This is a genomic window from Planomonospora antibiotica, assembly GCF_014647955.1.
GTDB classification, from domain to species: Bacteria; Actinomycetota; Actinomycetes; order Streptosporangiales; family Streptosporangiaceae; genus Planomonospora; species Planomonospora parontospora.
In genome coordinates this window covers 1-17,428 of record NZ_BMQE01000013.1, presented here as the reverse complement: position 1 = coordinate 17,428, position 17,428 = coordinate 1, and the positions used below count along the sequence as shown (strand labels likewise).

Genomic DNA, 17,428 nt, shown 5'->3' with positions numbered 1-17,428 from the left:
CGCTCCCTCCTCGCCGGCGGGCCTCCCGCCCCGCCGGACCCCTCGGGCGCCTGATTCGATCATGGGTCACGGGGGACGGCCCGCGCGTCCGCCGCGGGAGTGATCCGGGGGTACGCCGGGCGGCGGACATGACCGGGACCGCCCCGGCGCGGGGTGGGGCGGGCCCGGTCGGCCGGGCCCGCTGCAAGCGCCCGCAAGGGGGCTGTAAGCGGCGGTACGGGGGCCTGCAAGCGCCTGGCCGTACCAATGACCCGAGAGCCCAGGGGGGACCGGCGGGGAGCCGGGCCGAGAGGGCGACAGGGAGAGATCATGATGAAGCGACTGACCACCGGCCTGCTGGCCACCGCCGCCGCCACCGCGGCCTTCGCGCTCGCCGTCCCGGCCGCCGCGCAGGCCGCCACGCCGGCCGCCGCGTCCGCCGCGGCCGGCTCGTCGGGCCACGACTACGACGACTCCTGGGGCTCCTACTACTCCGGCAACCACAAGGCCAAGGCCGGCGGATGGATCGGCGTCGACTGGAACCGCCGCCAGACCTCCAACGAGGTGCACCTGCGCGGCAAGGTCTACGACCTCGACCACCGCACCTACCGCCAGGGCGGCAAGTGCGCCCTGGTCAGGGTCCAGGCGCACCGGTTCGACGACCACCACGGCCGCTGGGCCGAGAGGGAGAGCTACCGGCACTGCGGCGCGGGCGGCTACAAGAGGTTCCACTTCGCCGCCGACGACGTCGACTCCGTCCGCGTGCAGGTCTGCCAGATCGGCCTGCGCAGCTCCCACCCGACCCGCTGCGGTGACTGGGAGTATCCGTACACCGCCGAGTCCGAGTGATCATCCCTGCTCCGGGGAACGCCCGTCCTCCTCATGGAGGCGGGCGTTTTTCCTGTTCAGCGAGGTCGGTGTAAATATCGACCCGGATGGCTATAAGTAGGGACACGGGAGGGCTGCAACTACATTCCGTTACCAGCGACCCCCGTCCTCGGGGGAGCCGGAGAAGTGATCCGGCACGAGGGACGGGGGCCGAAGGGGAGATGATGATGAAGCGACTTACCACTGGTCTTCTGGCCGTGGCCGCCACCGCGGGAGCGCTCGCGTTCACCGCGCCGACCGCCGCCCAGGCCGCTGCACCCACAGCGCCCGCCGCGGCCGCGGCGGACCGCGCCGACTCGTGGGGTCCGTACTACTCCAGCAACCGCAGGGCCTATGCCCGGGGCACGGTCGACTACGAGGGCGGCAGCGGTGCCTACCTCGTGTCGGGCGGGCTCCGGGTGAGGGGCTACCTCTACGATCGCGACTACCGCACCGGCGGCCAGGGCGGCATGTGCGCCTACGCGCAGATCCAGGGGTACCGTTCGGGCGGTTACGGCGGCTCCACCGGCTGGGACCGGGGCCGGACCTACCGGCACTGCGGCACGAACAACTACCGCACGATCGACTACGACAACGATTACGCCAGCCGGGCCCGCATCAGGATCTGCCAGGTCCGCCAGAACGGCGGCCGGCCGACCTACTGCAGCTCGTGGCGCTACTTCCGCGACTCGGACCAGGGCGGTTACGGCGGCTACGACCGCTCCGACCGCTACGACGACGTGCCCGGCTACGACCGGCCCGGTTCCTCCGGCTACCTGCCGAGCATCTCCGGCCACGCGCCGGCCTCCGGCTACACGCCGAGCAGCCTCGACCGGCCGAACAACATCGACCGGCCGAACAGCATCGACCGGCCGAACAGCATCGAGCTGGAGGACGACGCCGAGCAGAACCTCGACCGGTCGTCGGACCGCGACCACGGCTACGCGCCGGAGCACTCCCTCGACCGGGTGCCCGGTGAGGCCGGCAGCCACGTGCCCGCCCTGAACGCCGCCGAGCGGCCCGCCAACTGATCGCGGGCTCCAGGCAGGGGCGGCCCGTTCCCGCAGGGGAGCGGGCCGCTCCGCGTCCGGATGCGGTCCGGCCCGTTCCCCGCCTCCCGTCCGCCCGCCGGCCCCGCCGGCCCCGCCGCAGGCGTCTCGGCTCCCGGACGGCGCCGGTTGACATCCGGAGTGAGTGCGTGGATCTTAGGTGAGGCTCCGCTGTAGTGGATCATCGACGTGGTGATCTCCCGTCGTGCCCCGCCCGCGGGGCCCGTCCCGACCACCCCGCTAAGGATCTCTCCGGTATGCACGAGACCCGTATCGGCCGGCACGCTCCCGCGCTCCCGCCGGAGGTCCGGCACCCGGACCCGGGCGAGGGCTGAGGTGGCCTTCAGCGGCACCCCGCGACCGCGTCCACGCTGGTACCACGCCACGACCGAGCTGGACGACTTCGCGATCGTCAGCTACCGGGTGCCCGCCGAGGCGCTCGCCCGGCTGCTGCCCGGCGGTTTCGCCCCGGTGGAGTTCGCCTTCGCCGGCGGGCGCGCGGCGCTGGTCTCCGCGGTGGCCTTCCGCGACCGCGACTTCCACTTCCGCTTCTGCCCGCCGGCGGCGATCAACTGCGGCCAGATCAACTACCGCGCCTACGTGACGGCGGGCGGCGAGCAGGGCGTCTGGTTCTTCGGCACGAGCCTGGACCACCCGCTGGCCGTCGTGCCCCGATGGCTGTGGGGCATGCCGTGGCACCGCAGCCGCATCGAGATCGCCGCCGACTGGGAGGCGGCCCCGGCACGCTGGCGGCTGAGCGGAGACGACGCCCGGTGCGAGGCGGCCGAGGCGCCCGGGCGTCCGTCCCGGCTGGACGGCTTCACCGGCGAGGCGCACTGGATGGAGACGCTCACCCACCCCACCCGCGGCTGGTACCGCCGCCGGGACGGCCGCGTCGGCACCTACGGCATCTGGCATCCGCCCATGCGCCCGCGCCACCTCGCCGTGGCGTCCGCCGAGTCCGCGCGCTTCGGCGTCTTCGAGCGGCTGGGCCTGACCGCGCCCGGCTCCGAACCCCACTCGATCCTGGCCCAGCGGCGGATCCACTTCGACATCCACACCCCGCCCCGCCGATTCGTCCCCCGGGACTGAGACGCGGGTGCTCCGGAGCGGCAGGGGTGAGGCCAGCCCGACCATCATTCGGGGTGCGGGCAGGGGTTCATGATCCCGGCTGTCCGGAAATCCTGGAGAGTGAACCCGTCCAGCACCCACCACGCCGAAGGAGAGCCATGACCGATGTCACGACCGCCGATACCGGAGACCGGACCAGAGGAAGCGACTACGCCGGGCTGTCGCGCCGGATCGTCCAGGCGGGCCTGCTGGAGCGGCGCCCCGGTTACTACGCCGTCCGGCTCGGCCTGGTCGGAGCCCTCTTCGCCGGAGGCTGGACCGCCTTCTTCCTGATCGGCGACTCCTGGTACCAGATCCCGGTGGCGGTCTTCCTCGCCGTGGTGTTCGCCCAGATCGCGCTCGTCGCCCACGACCTGGCCCACCGGCAGGTCTTCCGCTCCAGGCGCTCCAGCGAGGTCGCCGGCCTGGTGGCGGGCAACCTCGTCATCGGCATGAGCTACGGCTGGTGGATGGACAAGCACACCCGCCACCACGCCAACCCCAACCACGAGGACCACGACCCCGACGTCTCCCCCGAGGTGCTGATCTGGTCGGAGCGGCAGGCGAGGGCCAGCAGGGGGATCGCCAGGTTCATCGGCCGCTGGGAGGCGTTCCTGTTCTTCCCGCTGCTGACCCTGGAAGGGCTCAACCTGCACGTGTCGAGCTTCCGGGCGCTGCGCCGCCCGTCGCTGCGGAACCGCGCGGTCGAGGGGCTGCTCCTGGTGGTGCACGTCGCCGCCTACCTCGGCGCGGTGTTCGCGGTGCTCCCGGTGGGCAAGGCCCTGGTCTTCCTCGCCCTGCACCAGGCCGTCTTCGGCGTCTACCTCGGCTGCACCTTCGCGCCCAACCACAAGGGCATGCCGATGCTGACCGGTGAGGACGAGCTCGACTTCCTCCGCCGCCAGGTCCTCACCTCCCGGAACGTGCGCGGCGGCTGGCTGGTCGACAACGCCCTGGGCGGCCTCAACTACCAGATCGAGCACCACCTGTTCCCCAGCATGCCGACCCCGAACCTGCGCCGGGCCCAGCCGATCGTCCGGGCCTACTGCGAGGAACTGGGCGTGGAGTACCTCGAGACGGGGCTGCTGCGCTCGTACGCGCAGGCGCTGCGGCACATGCACGCGGTGGGCGCGCCGCTGCGCGCGGGACGCCGCGTCACCCCGCCGGAGGCCACGGTCGGGGCGGGCGCCCCGGCGGAGTGACGAACCGCGGGCGCTTCGGCGGAGTGACGACCCGCGGGCGCCCCGGCGGACTGACAACCCGCGGGCGCGCCGCCGGGCAGATGTTGCTGTTAACCCCGCGGCCGGGGACTGTCTAGGGTGCTGAAGGTGAAGGTCGCAGGCAGCGCCGTGCTCGGCGCCGACAGAGATCGCGTATGGTCCGCGCTCCAGGACCCGGCCGTGCTGGTGCGCACGATCCCGGGTTGCGAGCGCCTGGAGGAGACGGGACCGGACACCTACCGGATGACGGTCACGGCCGGGGTGGCCTCGATCAGGGGCCTCTACCAGGGCGAGGTCGCCCTGCGCGACCCCGACGCCCCCAGCCGCTTCGTGCTGCGCGCCCGGGGCCAGGGGGCACCGGGCACGGTGGAGGCCACCGTGCAGGTACGGCTCAGCGAGGCCGACGGCGGCACCCGGGTCGACTACGACGCCGAGGCCGTGGTCGGCGGCATGATCGGCGGCGTCGGCCAGCGCATGCTCGGCACGGTGGCCAGGCGGACCGCGGCCGAGTTCTTCGCCGCCGTGGAGCGGCACCTGGTCTCCGGCGGAGCCGTCCCGGCCTCCGGTACGGCTCCCGCCCCGGTCTCCGATACGGCTCCCGCCCCGGCTCCCGACACGGCCCTCGCCGTCACCGGGTCCCCGGACACGGCCGCCCCGGTCCCGTCCGGCGCGGCGGGCCCCGGTCCCACCGCGCCGGAGGACGGGCGGCCGGTCCAGGTCTTCCAGCGGCCCGCCGCGCCGCAGGGGCAGGGCGTGCCCGTGTGGGCGGTCGTCACCGCGTTCGGCATGGGCGCCGGCGTGGCGCTCGGCAGCGCCGTGATCGGCTGGCTGCTCGGCCGTACCGGCCGCAGGGGCTGACCGGCCCCTCGCGGCGGGAGATCTTCCGGCGTAACGTGGCGGTATGCGCGAGGCACGTGCGGAGGACGCCCGGACCGAGGCCAGACGACTGATCCGCGATCTCCTCGGAGAGGAGCGGCTCTCCGCGGCCGCCCTGGTTCGCGAGGCGGGGGCCGTGCTGGGCGCCGACCGCGTCGCCCGCTGCGTGGAGCTCGCCCGCGGCGCCCCGCTGACCCGCAGGTCCGCCGAGCTGGCCTCGCTGGCCGGGCTGCTGGTCGGCACGCGCGAGCTGGGACCGCGCTGGTGGGAGCGGGCCCGGGGCGGCAAGCCGCTCGTCCCCGACGAGGTGCTCCGCTCCGCGACCGCCGTGGAGCCCTGGACCGACCTGACCGTGCTGGAGATGCTCACCGCCTGGATCGCCGACGACGCCGCCGACCGCCGGTGGGGGGAGCCCGCCGCGGCCGTGGACCTGAACTCCTGGCAGGCGGAGGACCGCGTCGCGCTGCCCGGCGGTGCCGCCCCCGGCGACAGGATCGTGCTCTCCTTCGACGCGGGCGGGCGCCTGGACGCCGTGGTGGTCCGCCGCCCGGACGGCGACCTCGGCTCCAACCTCGACTTCGACTCGCTGCGCTACTCCCGTCCGGCCGAGGCCCAGTGGAGCTGGGGCGTGGCGGCCGGCCTCGGCCCGCACCCCCTCGGGGGGGAGGACCCGAGCCCGTACGGCACGCCGGTGGACGCCGGGGCCGCCCGGACGCTGCGCGCCTGGGCGCTGCGCCACGGCGCCGGCGCGGCGCAGACCGGGCCGGAGTGGCGGGTCAGGGGCGACGTCGTCGCCGCGATCGAACGCGTCGACTGGATGTGGCGCAGCGGGGAGTGGTTCGCCTGGTGGCGGGCGGTCTCCGCGCTCGTCGACGGCGACCCCGTGCAGCTGGACGCCCGCTTGGCGGAGATCGCCGCGGGCTCCTGAGCGGGCGTCCGCCGAGCGGGACCGTCCTCCGGGCCTCCGCCGAGCGGGACCGTTCTTCGAGTGGGCGTCCGCCGAGCGGGACCGTCCTCCGGGCGTCCGCCGAGCGGCGCCGTCCCCGGCAGGGGAGGTCCCGGCGGGCGGGCCGCGGCGGGATCCGGCCGCCCGCCGCGGAGGGGGCCGCGGGCCCGCTCCGTCACCTGCCCGCGATCAGCGCCGCCACCCCGTCGAGGATGCGCGCCAGGCCGAAGGCGAGGGCGTGCGCCGGGTCGGCCGACCCCTGGTGCTCCCGGCCCGCCGCCTCGCCGACCCGGGAGGCCACCGGGAACCGGGAGGCGTCCATCACCTTGTCGAGCAGCGGGGCGTTGACCGTCCACCACTCGCTCTCGCTCATCCCGCTGTCCTGCTGGGCCCGGGTCATGTTCGCCCGGAGCCGGGCGGTGCCCTCGACGTGGGTCAGGACCAGGGCGAGGACGGAGTCCATCTCGACGTCGGACAGGCCGACGCCGTCCAGGGGGCGCAGCTCGGCCTCGTACTTCAGCGAGGCGTTCGGGCCCAGGGCGGGCCGGCCGCCGGGGACCTGCAGCATCCAGGGGTGGCGCCGGTAGAGGTCCCAGTTGCGCGCGGCGACGAACTCCATCCCGCCGCGCCAGCCGCCGGGCTGCGCCGCCGGCGCGTCCACGTCGTCGTAAAGCCGCCCGTAGGCGGTGTCGACCATCAGGTCGGTCAGCTCGGCCTTGCCGGGGACGTGCGTGTAGAGCGACATGGTGCCGGCCCCCAGGCGCTCGGCGACCTGGCGCATGGAGACGGCGTCGAGCCCTTCGGCGTCGGCGATCCCGATGGCGGCCTCGACGATCGCGCGCACGGTCAGCCCCGACCGCCCCGGCCTGCTGTGCGAGCCCCACAGCAGGGCCAGGCTGCGGGCCGGATCCGCATCGGGGGCCCTTCTCGCGCTCATGGGAACGAACTCCGAATCCTCGTCACCGGCCCTATCCTAATCGCTCCGTACGTTGTACGGTACGCCGTACCAGATATTCGGGCCGCGGGGAGGAGCCGCCCGGCGGCCGCGGAGCGAGGAGGGCGGAAGTGACGGACGCCGGGAGCGCGATCACGGCGCACGACGTGCGCAAGAACTACGGGGGAACGGCGGGTGGAGCGGGCCTGAACGGGTTCGACCTGCGGGTGGGGGCGGGGTCCGTCTGCGGGCTGCTGGGCCCCAACGGAGCCGGGAAGACGACGGCGGTCCGGATCCTGTCCACGCTGCTGGACATGGACGCGGGCCGGGCGAGCGTGGCCGGGTTCGACGTCCGCAGGCAGGGGCGGCAGGTCCGCGAGCGCATCGGGCTGGTGGGCCAGTACGCCGCGGTCGACGAGGTCCTGACAGGACGGCGGAACCTCGTGATGTTCGGCAGGCTCAACCGCCTGCCCGCCGCGGCGGCCGCGCGGCGGGCCGACGAGCTGCTGGAGCGGTTCTCCCTGACCGGGGCCGCGCGGAGGCCGGCGAGCGGATACTCCGGGGGCATGCGCCGCCGGCTCGACCTCGCGGCGAGCCTCATCGTGTCGCCTCCGGTGCTGTTCGTCGACGAGCCGACGACGGGTCTCGACCCCGCCGCCCGGCAGGAGGTCTGGACCGCGATCCGCGAGCTGGTGGACGCCGGGACCACCGTGCTGCTGACCACGCAGTACCTGGAGGAGGCCGACCGGCTGGCCGACCGCGTCTGCATGCTCGCGGCGGGACGGGTCGTCGCGGAGGGCACCCCCGACGAGCTCAAGTCCGCCCTCGGCGGCGACCGGATCGACCTGGTGCTCTCCGGTCCGGAGGACACCGAGGCGGCCCGGGCCGTCGCCGCCCGGATCGCCTCCGGGGAGCCGGACGTCGACCGGGCCGCCCACCGGATCGGCATTCCCGTCACCGGGCGCGTCCGGGCGCTGATCCGGCTGGCCACCGAGCTGAACGAGGCGGGGATCGAACCGGAGGACCTCGCGCTCCGCCGCCCGACACTCGACGAGGTCTTCCTCCACCTGACGGGCGGCACCCCGGCCACCGGTACGGCCGCCGGCCGCGCGGACCCGGCGGGCGGCGCCGGCGTGGTCACGGCCGCCCCGCAGGAGGCCTCCGGGTGAGCACGGCGCCCGGCGAGTCACCCCACCGGGAGCGTCCGGACGGGCATGACGCACGATCCGCCGACCCCTCGAAAGGAAGAAGAACCCCCATGGAAACCGTCCCTGCGGACACCTCCCGCCCACCCGCCCCGGCTCCCCCTCCGGCACCGTCCCGGGTCGGCCGGGCACTGATGGACGCCTGGACCATCACCCTGCGCGACCTGAACCACTGGGCCCTGCGGCCGGGAGCGGTCATCGTCGGATGGCTCTTCCCCGTGATGACCGTGCTGATGTTCGGCGGCCTGTTCGGCGGCGCGATCACGACTCCCGGCCCCGGCGGTTACTTCGAGTTCCTGATGCCCGGCATGTTCGCCCTGGCCATGCTCTTCGGCCTGGAGACCACCATGATGGCGGTGACCACGGACGCCGCCAAGGGGGTGACCGACCGGTTCCGCTCGCTGCCGATGAGTTCCTCGGCCGTCGTGCTGGGCCGGTGCGCCGCCGACATGCTCAACTCGATCGTCGGCCTGGCCGTCCTGGCCGGCACCGGGCTGCTGCTGGGATGGAGCTGGCACGAGGGCCGCGGTTCCGCTCTCACCGCCCTCGGCCTGCTGCTCCTGCTCCGCTTCGCCCTGCTGTGGGCCGGGATCTTCATCGGCCTGGCCGCGAGCGGGCCGGAGGCGGTGACCGCCGTCCAGATCCTGGTCTGGCCCGTGGGATTCCTGTCCGCCGTCTTCGTCGATCCGGCCACGATGCCCGCCTGGCTCGGCGCCGTCGCCGCGTGGAACCCGCTCTCGGCGACGGCCTCGGCCGTCCGGGACCTCTTCGGCAACCCGGGTTTCGCGGGGGAGACCTGGGCGGCGCAGCACGCGGGGCTCTTGGCGGTCGCGTGGCCGGTGCTGCTCACCGCCGTCTTCCTCCCGCTCTCCGTACGCCGGTTCCGGAGGCTGAGAAGCTGACCCCTCGACCCGGGGCGCGGCGGTACGGCCCGGCCCGGAATCGGCCGCTCAGCTCACGCCGAGGTCGCCGGAGCGGTAGTGGCGGCGGCAGAGCACCTGGTAGCGGACCGGGTCGGCGCCGGTGTCGCCGATGACGACCTGCTCACCGGTGCGGACCAGCGCGCCGTCGACCACGCGGGCGTTCAGCAGGCCGGGACGGCCGCACCAGCACAGCACCTCGACCTGCAGCCGGCTGATCTCGTCGGCGAGCTCGAACAGGCGCTGGGCGGCGGGGAACATCCGCGAGCGGAAGTCGGAGGCCAGGCCGAAGGCGTAGACGTCGATGCCGAAGTCGTCGGTCAGGTCCGCGAGCTGCTCGATCTGGGCGACCGTGTAGAAGCAGGCCTCGTCGCAGATCACGTAGTCGATCGGCTTGCGATCGGTGACCAGGGCGACCAGGTCCAGGTCGTCGTCGACCTCGACGGCCTCGCTGCCCAGGCCGATCCGGCTGGTGATCCGCGGCCCGCCGGAGCGGTCGTGCTTGGTCAGGACCATCCCGCGCCTGCCCTGGCGGCCGTGGTTGTAGTTCATCTGCAGGGCCAGCGTGGACTTGCCGCAGTCCATGGGGCCGAAGTAGAAGCGCAGGACCCCGTCCCGGTTCGCGACGGGGACGGGGACGGGGGAGAGCGCGGACGATTCGGTCACGACGGGCCAGCTTAGCGGGTTTGCCCATGGTGTTTGAGCAGGGATACAACTGGTAGGAATGCCAGGTCCCGCGTAGGTCAAGCCCGACTCGGCTTGCCTCCGACAAAGCGTGGGAGATTCTTTTGGCCGACAGAAACATGGGAGCACACCTGTGACGACCGCCAAGACCCCACCCCTTCCCCCGGCGGCGGCGCCCACGGCGCCGCTGACCAAGATCTCCGCGGCGCCGGACCACGGCGAGATGCCGCCCGCGCTCGCGGCGATGATGACCGAGGACGAGGCCGTCGCGGCCAAGGCCGAGGCGGCCCGCTGGAGGTACGGGTTCTACGTGGTCCTGACGGGCCTGATCGTCATCCTGGTCGGGTTCGTCGTCGTCGCGATGCGCGACGGCGGCGGCGGTGCGCCGTTCGCCGGTCTCGTCGGGGTCTCCGGAGCGATCATCGGAGCCTACTTCGGCGTCCAGGTCGGGCAGTCCGGCAAGGACCGGGTCGAGGCCGAGCTGCGCCGTACGAACGAGATGGCCATCCGGCTGGCCGCCAAGGTGCACGCGCACGACGCCGACGCGGTGATCGGCTCCATCATGGGCAACCGCCGCCGCTGATCCGCCTCGCCGGAGCACCGCCGGAGCACCGTCGGCCGGACCCGCATCCGCGGGCCGGGCCGGCGGCGCTCCGGCGTCGCGCCGGTTCACGGGCCGCCCGCGTCCCGGTAACCGGTCCGCATCCGCGGGCCGGTGCCGAGGGGCGGGCCGGGGTCGGCCCCGCGTCTGCGGGACGACCGGACACCGCGCGGCGGCCGGGTGGTCCTGCTGACCGCGTCAGCCCCGCGCCTGCGGGACGACCGGGCCCTCGCTGGCCTGGACCAGGACGAAGCCCTGCCCCTGGAAGGCGAGCTGCAGGGCCTCGCCGCTGCCGCGCCCGATGAGCGCTCCCGCCTTGAAGGTGCGGTTGACCCCCACCTGCAGCGAGGCGCTCCAGCAGACCGCCGACTGGCCGTCGGCGTAGGTCGGCCCCCAGGCGGCGTCGAGCATCGACGGCGTGCCGTGCGCGGTGACCGCCACCCAGCCGGTGCCGGAGACCGTGGTGTTGAACAGGCCGCCGGCGGCGATGCCCGCGCCCTGCACCCGGTTGATGTCCCAGGACAGGTGCGGGTCGAAGGCCAGCAGGTTCCTGCCGTTGACCGTGATCGCCTCGTTCTCCAGGTAGAACAGGTGCACGTCCTGGGCGTCGTCGGCGAGGAAGAGCACGCCCTGCCCGCGCACCCGCATCAGCGGCGCGCCCTCGCCGGTGACCATCTTCTTCAGGAACCTGCCGACGCCGCCGCCCTCGTAGTCGAAGTCCATCCGCCCCTGGAAGGCGACCATCGAGCCCTGCCGGGCCAGCACGTCCTCGCCGTTCAGCTGCACGCGCAGCATCTTGGGGGTCTGCAGGGTGAAGTGGCCGGGGACCTGGCCCTGGTCCTGGTTGCCGAAGAACGAGCTGCGCAAGAAGGGAGCCTCTTCCGTTTCGTACGGGATTGTCATCTGTTCAGCGATCGGGGAGGCCGGAGAGTTCCCCGGTGCGGCCCGGCCGCCGTGCACCGTGCGCCGCCGTGCACCGTGCGCCGCCGGTCGCCGTGCGCCGCCGGTCGCCGTGCGCCGCCGGTCGCCGTGCGCCGCCGGTCGCCGTGCACCGGCGTGCGCGCCGTACGGCACCGGCCGGCGGAGGGCCGTGCGGCGGAGCGCGGACGGGTGCGGCGGCGAGTTGCCCAAGGACCGGGACGGGTTTCGGCAGTGTGCGCCGATTTGCGGGCTCGGCGCGACTGGGTAGACACGGGGGCATGCGCAGCGTCCGTATCGGCGTCGACACCGGGGGCACGTTCACCGACGTGGTCATGGTGGACGAGCAGACCGGTGAGATCACCACCACCAAGACCCCCTCCACCCCGGCCGATCCGGCCGAGGGCTTCATGGCGGGCATCCGCAAGGTGCTCGGCCGGGCCGAGGGGGCGGCCGTCTCGGCGGTGGTGCACGGCACCACGGTCGCCACCAACCAGCTCCTCGAGGACCGCATCGCCGACCTCGGCTTCGTCACCACCGAGGGCTTCGAGTCCGTCCTGGAGATCGCCCGGCAGAGCGTCCCCGACGGTTACGGCAACTCCTACTTCTGGGTCAAGCCGCCCCGCATCGTCCCGGCGCACCGGGTCAGGACCGTCGGCGGGCGACTGGACCACACCGGCGCCGAGGTCCGGCCGTTCGACACCGAGGGGGCCGTCGCCGCCGCCCGCTGGTTCCGGGAGCGGGGGATCACCGCGATCGGAGTGTGCTTCCTGCACTCCTACGCCGACCCCGCGCACGAGCTGCGCATGCGCGAGGTCCTGGAGCGCGAGCACCCCGAGGCGGTCGTCTCGATCTCCAGCGACGTGCTGCGCGAGTACCGCGAGTACGAGCGGTCGGTCACCACGCTCGTGGACGCCGCGGTCAAACCGACCATGCGCCGCTACCTGGCCCGGCTGTCCGAGCGCCTCGGCATGCCGTTCTCGGTGATGAAGAGCAACGGCGGCGTGCTCTCGGCCGCGGAGGTCGTGCACCAGCCGATCACCACCGTGCTCTCCGGACCGGCCGCGGGCGCGCTCGGCGCCGCGCTGGTCGCCTCCACCGCCGGGCACCCGTCGGTGATCACGCTGGACGGCGGCGGCACCTCCACCGACGTCGCGGTCGTGCTCGACGGGGAGCCGTCGCTCACCACCGAGGGCGGCGTCGGCCGCTACCCGTGCAGGATCCCGATGATCGACATCGTGACGGTGGGCGCGGGCGGCGGGTCGGTCGCCCGGACCTCCCCCGAGGGCGCGCTCAAGGTCGGCCCGGCCTCCGCCGGCGCCGACCCGGGGCCCGTCTGCTACGGCCGGGGCGGCGCCGAGGTCACCGTCACCGACGCGCACGTCTTCCTCGGCCGGGTCCCCGCGCACCTGCTCGGCGGGGAGGTCCCGCTCGACGCCGGGGCCGCCCGGCGGGCCGTGGAGGCGCTGGCGGCGAAGCTCGGGCTGACCCCGGAACGCACGGCGACCGGCGTCCTGGAGATCAGCGCCTTCAACCAGGCGAACGCCATCCGGCGGCTGACCGTCGAACGCGGCCTGGACGTGCGCGACTTCCCGATGGTGGCCTTCGGCGGCTCCGGGCCGCTGCTGGTCTGCCGCCTGATCGACATCCTCGGCCTGCCGTCGGTGATCGTCCCGCCCGACCCCGGCAACGTCTCGGCGTTCGGCCTGCTCACCGTGGACGTCAAGAACGACTACGTGCGCACCTTCGTCACCCGCGACCTGCCCCTGGACACCGCCGCGGAGATCTTCGGCGAGCTGGAGGGCCGGGCGGCCGAGGCGCTGGCGCGTGAGGGCTTCACCGACCCCGTCTTCGCGCGCAGCGCCGACCTGCGCTACTACGGCCAGGCCTACGAGGTCCGCGTGCCCGCCCCGGCCGGGCCGCCGGACGCGGCCTGGCGCGCCGAGGTGCTGGACCGCTTCCACGAGGCGCACCGCGCGCTCTACGGGTACGGCTACCGCGACGATCCCCGGCACGGCGTCGAATGGGTCAACCTCCGCGTCTCCGGGATCGGCCCCATCGCCCGCCCGGTGATCGCCGAACGCCCGCCGCGCGGCCCGCACGATCCGCCCCTCGCCCCGGCCGGCACCCGCCCCGTGCACTTCGACGACGACCGGGCCCCCGGGGAGGACGGCAGTAGGGACACCCCGGTCTTCCGCCGAGCCGACCTGCGCCCCGGCGACGCGGTCCGCGGCCCCGCGGTGGTCGAGGAGTACGGTTCCACGCTCCCGGTGCACCCGGGTTTCACCGCCGCGGCCGACGGCCGCGGCAACCTCGTGGTCCGCCGCGAGCCGAACGGGAGGGCAGGAGCATGACGGCCGCCGACCCGGTGCTGGTGGAGATCGTCGAGGGCACGCTCGCCTCGGTGGAGCGGGAGGTCGAGACCGCGATCGCGCGCACCGCCCGCTCCCCGATGATCCGCGACGCGCACGACTTCCGCGCGGGCATCCACGACGTACGGCTGCGCAAGCTGACCGGCCGGTCCTACTCGGCGCTGGTCCAGCCGGTCGTCCGCGACTTCCCGGTGGCGGAGATGAACCCGGGCGACGTGTTCTTCCACAATGACGTCTACCTGTCGGAGGGCGGCATCGGCCACCTGCCGGACCTGTGCGTCACCGTCCCGGTCTTCCACCGCGGCGAGGTCGTCGCGTTCGTGCAGGCCTTCGGGCACCACGACGACATCGGGGGCTCCTGCCCGGGGTCGATGCCGTCGGGCGCGCGGAGCGTGTTCGAGGAGGGGCTGATGGTCCCGCCGATCAGACTCTGGGACCGGGGCGTGCCCAACCGGGCCGCCCTGACCATCATGACGCGCAACTCCCGGACGCCCGACTCGCTCGCCGGCGACCTGGACGCCGAGTGCTCGGCCTGCCTGATGGGCGCGCGGCGGCTGGAGGAGTTGTTCGACCGCTACGGGCGCGAGGCCGTCGAGGACTGCTTCGAGGCGATCCTGGCCAAGACCACCGAGACGTTCCGCCGGGAGCTGCTGGCGAGGATCCCCGAGGGTACGCACGTGTGGGAGGACTACGCCGAGCACGACGGGGTGGACGCGCCCCGGCTGCACGCCCAGCGCATCACCCTCACCGTCGACCACTCCGCCGACCGCCCCCTCGTCATCGACTTCACCGGGACCTCCCCGCAGGCCAGGGGGCCGATCAACCACGCGGGCGACTACGCCGACGGGGTGTTCCTGAAGAAGTGGCTCGCCCCGATCCTGCGCAACCTCGCCGAGACCCCCGAACGGATGGCCGAGCTCGACGTCAACGAGGGCGTCGTCCCGCTGATCGAGATGCGCTTCCCGGCCAAGGGCACGCTGCTCACCCCGGTCTTCCCCGCGCCGACCAACGCCCGCACGTTCGTGATCCTGCGGCTGCTGGGCGTGCTGGCCGGGGTGCTGGCCAAGGCCACCGGCGGGCGCATGCCCGCCGACCAGGAGACGATCCGCTACACCGGCGTGCACGGCACCGGCGCCGACGGCGCGCCGTACCTGATGCGGGAGGTCCTGGGCGGCGGCTCCGGCGGGCGCTGGTACGCCGACGGGGAGGACACGATCCACGTCGTGCCCGACTCGCGCAACATCCCGGTCGAGTTCGCCGAGTCCCGCTGGCCGCTGCGGGTCGAGCGCCTGGGCCTGGCCGTCGACTCCGGCGGCCCGGGGCTGCACCGGGGCGGCCTCGGCTACGACAAGCACATCCGGATGCTCCGCGACGCCTCGTTCATGTCCGTCGCCGACCGCTCGATCCTGTCCTGCTGGGGTGTGAACGGCGGCCGGGCCGGGCGGCCGTTCACCGTGGAGATCGAGGGGCGGCCGATGGAGGGCCTGGTCGACGACGCGCCGGTGCGCGCGGGCGAGGTGATCCGGATCCGCACCACCGGGGGAGGGGGCTGGGGGTGCCCGCTGGACCGCCCGGCCGAGGCGGTGGCCGCCGACGTCCGCGACGGCAAGGTCTCGGTGGAGGGTGCCCGCGACGACTACGGCGTGGTGCTGCACGGCCCGCCCGGCGACCCGAAGGTGGACGCCGGGGCCACCGGGCTCCGCCGCGCCGAGCTGCGCGGCCTGCTCCCGGAGAAGGGGCCGTTCTTCGACCGGGGGCCGGGCTTTCCCGTGCTGTCCGGCGGCCTGCCGTACGCGGAGGTGGACCTGCTGTGATCCCCTGTCCGGCGGGCGGCCCGCCGGACAAAAGATTGATCTACCATGTAAAGGGGAAATCCGGGCGATCGGGTGAAACAGAATGCGGCCGCCGGGCGGAGGCTCCGCCCGGCGGCCGCGCTCCTCAGGAGCGGTCGCCGACGGCCGCCTCCTCCTCCTCCTGAGGCGCGGAGTCCTCCTGGGACGCGGTGTCCCCGGCCTCCCAGCGCAGCAGGTCTCCCGGCTGGCAGTCGAGCGCCTCGCAGAGCGCCTCGAGCGTCGTGAAGCGCACCGCCTTGGCGCGGCCGTTCTTGAGCACCGCCAGGTTGGCGGGCGTGATCCCGACGCGGTCGGCGAGCTCGCCCACGGACATCTTCCGCCTGGCCAGCATCACGTCGATGTCGACGGTGATCGGCATCAGATCACCTCCTTCAGCTCGGCCTGCATCCGCGCCGCCTCGACGTCGCGCGCGACGGCCTGGGCGAGCAGCATCCGCAGCACGAGCACGACGAGGGCGACCCCCAGGACCGCCAGGCCGACCCCGCCGATCAGCAGGACGACGCCCGGGGGGACGGGGTCGCCCGGTGCCAGGACGACCCCGAGCGCGAACACCAGGAGGGCGGCCGCCGTGAACGCGCCGATCACGATGTCCACGTAGCGGAAGGCGGCGTGCGAGAACACCGTCCCGCGCCGCACCATCGTCACCAGCCGCCACACGCAGACCAGGACGACCTGGGCGGCCACGACGCCCAGGAAGACGATCGCGAGCAGCGGGGGGCGCAGGTAGGCGAACTCCGGGCGCAGCCCTTCCAGGTCGGAGGCGAGCAGCGGCACCATCACCGCCTGTACGAACACCGAGCCGGCGAGCAGTGCCACGAGCACGGCGCGCAGCGTGTGCACGGTCAGCTTTCCCATCGTCTCTCCTTCTATCGAGCAACGATGAGAATCTATCGATATTCGATAGGAGTGACAAGAGGGCGGGGCGGCCGTCGAGGTGAAGATTCGGCGCGGACCCGCTGCTCATCGGCCTGTCGCATGCGACTGCGAACCTCGAGTGATGAATCCATCACGCTAGGTCATCGATCGGACTAGCATGATCCGTCGTGAATCCCCCGCACTCCGCCTATGTAGACGAATCCATGCGTGTGTCGTCCGGTCTGTACCTGATGGCGGCCGTACTGGTTCCCTCGGCGTGCGCGGAAGGCTACCGGGCGGTCCTGCGGGGCCTGCTCCTGCGCAACCAGCGGCGGCTCCACTGGCGGGACGAGAAGGATAAGCGCCGTGTCCAGCTGGTCGAGGCCATCGGCGCCCTCCGGCCCTGCGGCATCGTCATCATCGGCACGGGCCTGGACCGCGGCCGCCAGGAGCGCGCCCGCAGGAAATGCATGGAGCGCCTGCTCTGGGAACTCGGCCGACGTCATGTGGGGGATGTCGTCTTCGAGCGCCGGCACAGTGAACTGGATGTTCGAGACAGGGACATGGTCGAAGCGCTGAGAGGTCGCCACGCGATGGCGCCTCGGCTGCGTGCTTCCTGGGAAGCGCCGGATGAGGAGCCTTTGCTCTGGTTGCCGGACATCGTCGCTGGTGCTGCTTTGCTGGCGGAAGCAGGGCAGGAGGCCTATTGGAAAGGGCTGGGCTGCGATCTGGATGCCGAGCGCTTTGCGGTGGATTGAAGCGGGACAACGCGAAGCCCGGGCTTCCGTCGTCCGGCGGTCCACCCGGGCTCACTTCCATTCCCCCCAGCAGGAGGCGGCAACGTCACTGTACCCATATGACAGCGTTCTGTCACCCGAATGGCGCGAAGCCCGGGCTTCCGTCGTCCGGCGGTCCACCCGGGCTCACCTGAACCTCCGGAGGATGCCCCGGCCTTCAGGACTCTGTTGTCTAATTCGGTGGTGGGTCATGCTGCGAGTTCCAGGTCGGCGAAGCGGGACGTTCGGGTGGCCCCCGGGAG

At 73.4% G+C, this 17,428-nt stretch carries 17 protein-coding genes; 12 read left to right on the top strand and 5 right to left on the bottom strand.

What is annotated here, in order from left to right; translation table 11 throughout:
* Positions 1-309 precede the first annotated feature (309 nt).
* From IEZ06_RS14520 to IEZ06_RS14495, 6 genes are all read left to right on the top strand, one after another.
* A complete protein-coding gene (locus IEZ06_RS14520; RefSeq protein WP_189237227.1) occupies positions 310-828 on the top strand; it encodes a hypothetical protein in 519 nt (172 codons plus the stop codon).
* Between the two features lie 203 nt (positions 829-1,031).
* Entirely contained in the window at positions 1,032-1,877 is an 846-nt protein-coding gene (locus IEZ06_RS14515; RefSeq protein WP_189237226.1) for a hypothetical protein, read from the top strand.
* A gap of 354 nt (positions 1,878-2,231) precedes the next feature.
* The gene (locus IEZ06_RS14510; RefSeq protein ID WP_189237225.1) at positions 2,232-2,987 is read left to right on the top strand and encodes a DUF2071 domain-containing protein; all 756 of its coding nucleotides are present in this window, start codon (positions 2,232-2,234) and stop codon (positions 2,985-2,987) included.
* A 137-nt stretch (positions 2,988-3,124) separates the two neighbouring features.
* The gene (locus tag IEZ06_RS14505) at positions 3,125-4,207 is read left to right on the top strand and encodes a fatty acid desaturase family protein (RefSeq protein WP_189237224.1); all 1,083 of its coding nucleotides are present in this window, start codon (positions 3,125-3,127) and stop codon (positions 4,205-4,207) included.
* A 126-nt stretch (positions 4,208-4,333) separates the two neighbouring features.
* Complete coding sequence (locus IEZ06_RS14500; RefSeq protein WP_189237223.1) at positions 4,334-5,083, top strand: SRPBCC family protein; 750 nt, start codon at positions 4,334-4,336, stop codon at positions 5,081-5,083.
* 43 nt (positions 5,084-5,126) lie between these two features.
* Positions 5,127-6,029, top strand: a complete 903-nt coding sequence (locus tag IEZ06_RS14495) for a hypothetical protein (protein WP_189237222.1) — start codon at positions 5,127-5,129, stop codon at positions 6,027-6,029.
* 193 nt (positions 6,030-6,222) lie between these two features.
* On the opposite strand, the gene IEZ06_RS14490 is transcribed toward IEZ06_RS14495, so the two are convergent.
* Positions 6,223-6,984: a TetR/AcrR family transcriptional regulator gene (locus IEZ06_RS14490; RefSeq protein ID WP_189237221.1), complete on the bottom strand. Its 762-nt coding sequence runs from the start codon at positions 6,982-6,984 to the stop codon at positions 6,223-6,225.
* Positions 6,985-7,112: 128 nt separating this feature from the next.
* Between IEZ06_RS14490 and IEZ06_RS14485 the strand changes: the two genes are divergently transcribed.
* Together IEZ06_RS14485 and IEZ06_RS14480 are read left to right on the top strand one after the other, a co-directional pair.
* Positions 7,113-8,150: an ATP-binding cassette domain-containing protein gene (locus IEZ06_RS14485; protein WP_189237220.1), complete on the top strand. Its 1,038-nt coding sequence runs from the start codon at positions 7,113-7,115 to the stop codon at positions 8,148-8,150.
* An 89-nt stretch (positions 8,151-8,239) separates the two neighbouring features.
* Positions 8,240-9,088 (top strand): ABC transporter permease, encoded by an 849-nt coding sequence (locus IEZ06_RS14480; RefSeq protein WP_189237219.1) that lies wholly within the window; start codon positions 8,240-8,242, stop codon positions 9,086-9,088.
* 48 nt (positions 9,089-9,136) lie between these two features.
* On the opposite strand, the gene IEZ06_RS14475 is transcribed toward IEZ06_RS14480, so the two are convergent.
* The gene (locus tag IEZ06_RS14475) at positions 9,137-9,772 is read right to left on the bottom strand and encodes a thymidine kinase (protein WP_189237218.1); all 636 of its coding nucleotides are present in this window, start codon (positions 9,770-9,772) and stop codon (positions 9,137-9,139) included.
* Between the two features lie 151 nt (positions 9,773-9,923).
* Between IEZ06_RS14475 and IEZ06_RS14470 the strand changes: the two genes are divergently transcribed.
* Positions 9,924-10,373: a hypothetical protein gene (locus IEZ06_RS14470; RefSeq protein ID WP_189237217.1), complete on the top strand. Its 450-nt coding sequence runs from the start codon at positions 9,924-9,926 to the stop codon at positions 10,371-10,373.
* 216 nt (positions 10,374-10,589) lie between these two features.
* Here the strand turns inward: IEZ06_RS14470 and IEZ06_RS14465 are convergent, their stop codons facing one another.
* A complete protein-coding gene (locus IEZ06_RS14465) occupies positions 10,590-11,258 on the bottom strand; it encodes an AIM24 family protein (RefSeq protein ID WP_189237216.1) in 669 nt (222 codons plus the stop codon).
* Between the two features lie 332 nt (positions 11,259-11,590).
* On the opposite strand from IEZ06_RS14465, the gene IEZ06_RS14460 reads away from it, so the two are divergent.
* Both IEZ06_RS14460 and IEZ06_RS14455 read left to right on the top strand, forming a co-directional pair.
* On the top strand, positions 11,591-13,663 hold the full coding sequence (locus tag IEZ06_RS14460; RefSeq protein ID WP_189237215.1) for a hydantoinase/oxoprolinase family protein: 2,073 nt from the start codon (positions 11,591-11,593) through the stop codon (positions 13,661-13,663).
* A complete protein-coding gene (locus IEZ06_RS14455; protein ID WP_189237214.1) occupies positions 13,660-15,495 on the top strand; it encodes a hydantoinase B/oxoprolinase family protein in 1,836 nt (611 codons plus the stop codon). The genes IEZ06_RS14460 and IEZ06_RS14455 overlap by 4 nt, the downstream gene beginning before the upstream one ends.
* A 124-nt stretch (positions 15,496-15,619) precedes the next feature.
* On the opposite strand, the gene IEZ06_RS14450 is transcribed toward IEZ06_RS14455, so the two are convergent.
* Together IEZ06_RS14450 and IEZ06_RS14445 are read right to left on the bottom strand one after the other, a co-directional pair.
* A complete protein-coding gene (locus tag IEZ06_RS14450) occupies positions 15,620-15,892 on the bottom strand; it encodes a helix-turn-helix domain-containing protein (protein ID WP_189237213.1) in 273 nt (90 codons plus the stop codon).
* Positions 15,892-16,389 carry a DUF2975 domain-containing protein gene (locus IEZ06_RS14445; RefSeq protein ID WP_189237212.1) on the bottom strand — a complete coding sequence of 166 codons (498 nt, stop codon included), beginning with the start codon at positions 16,387-16,389 and terminating at the stop codon, positions 15,892-15,894. The genes IEZ06_RS14450 and IEZ06_RS14445 overlap by 1 nt, the downstream gene beginning before the upstream one ends.
* Before the next feature lie 188 nt (positions 16,390-16,577).
* Between IEZ06_RS14445 and IEZ06_RS14440 the strand changes: the two genes are divergently transcribed.
* Complete coding sequence (locus IEZ06_RS14440) at positions 16,578-17,147, top strand: hypothetical protein (protein ID WP_189237211.1); 570 nt, start codon at positions 16,578-16,580, stop codon at positions 17,145-17,147.
* Positions 17,148-17,428: the final 281 nt, after the last annotated feature.

Coding starts and splice junctions, on each gene's coding strand:
- IEZ06_RS14520 (WP_189237227.1), top strand. CDS start 310: ATGATGAAGCGACTGACCACCGGCCTGCTGGCCACCGCCGCCGCCACC.
- IEZ06_RS14515 (WP_189237226.1), top strand. CDS start 1,032: ATGATGAAGCGACTTACCACTGGTCTTCTGGCCGTGGCCGCCACCGCG.
- IEZ06_RS14505 (WP_189237224.1), top strand. CDS start 3,125: ATGACCGATGTCACGACCGCCGATACCGGAGACCGGACCAGAGGAAGC.
- IEZ06_RS14495 (WP_189237222.1), top strand. CDS start 5,127: ATGCGCGAGGCACGTGCGGAGGACGCCCGGACCGAGGCCAGACGACTG.
- IEZ06_RS14490 (WP_189237221.1), bottom strand. CDS start 6,984: ATGAGCGCGAGAAGGGCCCCCGATGCGGATCCGGCCCGCAGCCTGGCC.
- IEZ06_RS14480 (WP_189237219.1), top strand. CDS start 8,240: ATGGAAACCGTCCCTGCGGACACCTCCCGCCCACCCGCCCCGGCTCCC.
- IEZ06_RS14460 (WP_189237215.1), top strand. CDS start 11,591: ATGCGCAGCGTCCGTATCGGCGTCGACACCGGGGGCACGTTCACCGAC.
- IEZ06_RS14455 (WP_189237214.1), top strand. CDS start 13,660: ATGACGGCCGCCGACCCGGTGCTGGTGGAGATCGTCGAGGGCACGCTC.
- IEZ06_RS14450 (WP_189237213.1), bottom strand. CDS start 15,892: ATGCCGATCACCGTCGACATCGACGTGATGCTGGCCAGGCGGAAGATG.
- IEZ06_RS14445 (WP_189237212.1), bottom strand. CDS start 16,389: ATGGGAAAGCTGACCGTGCACACGCTGCGCGCCGTGCTCGTGGCACTG.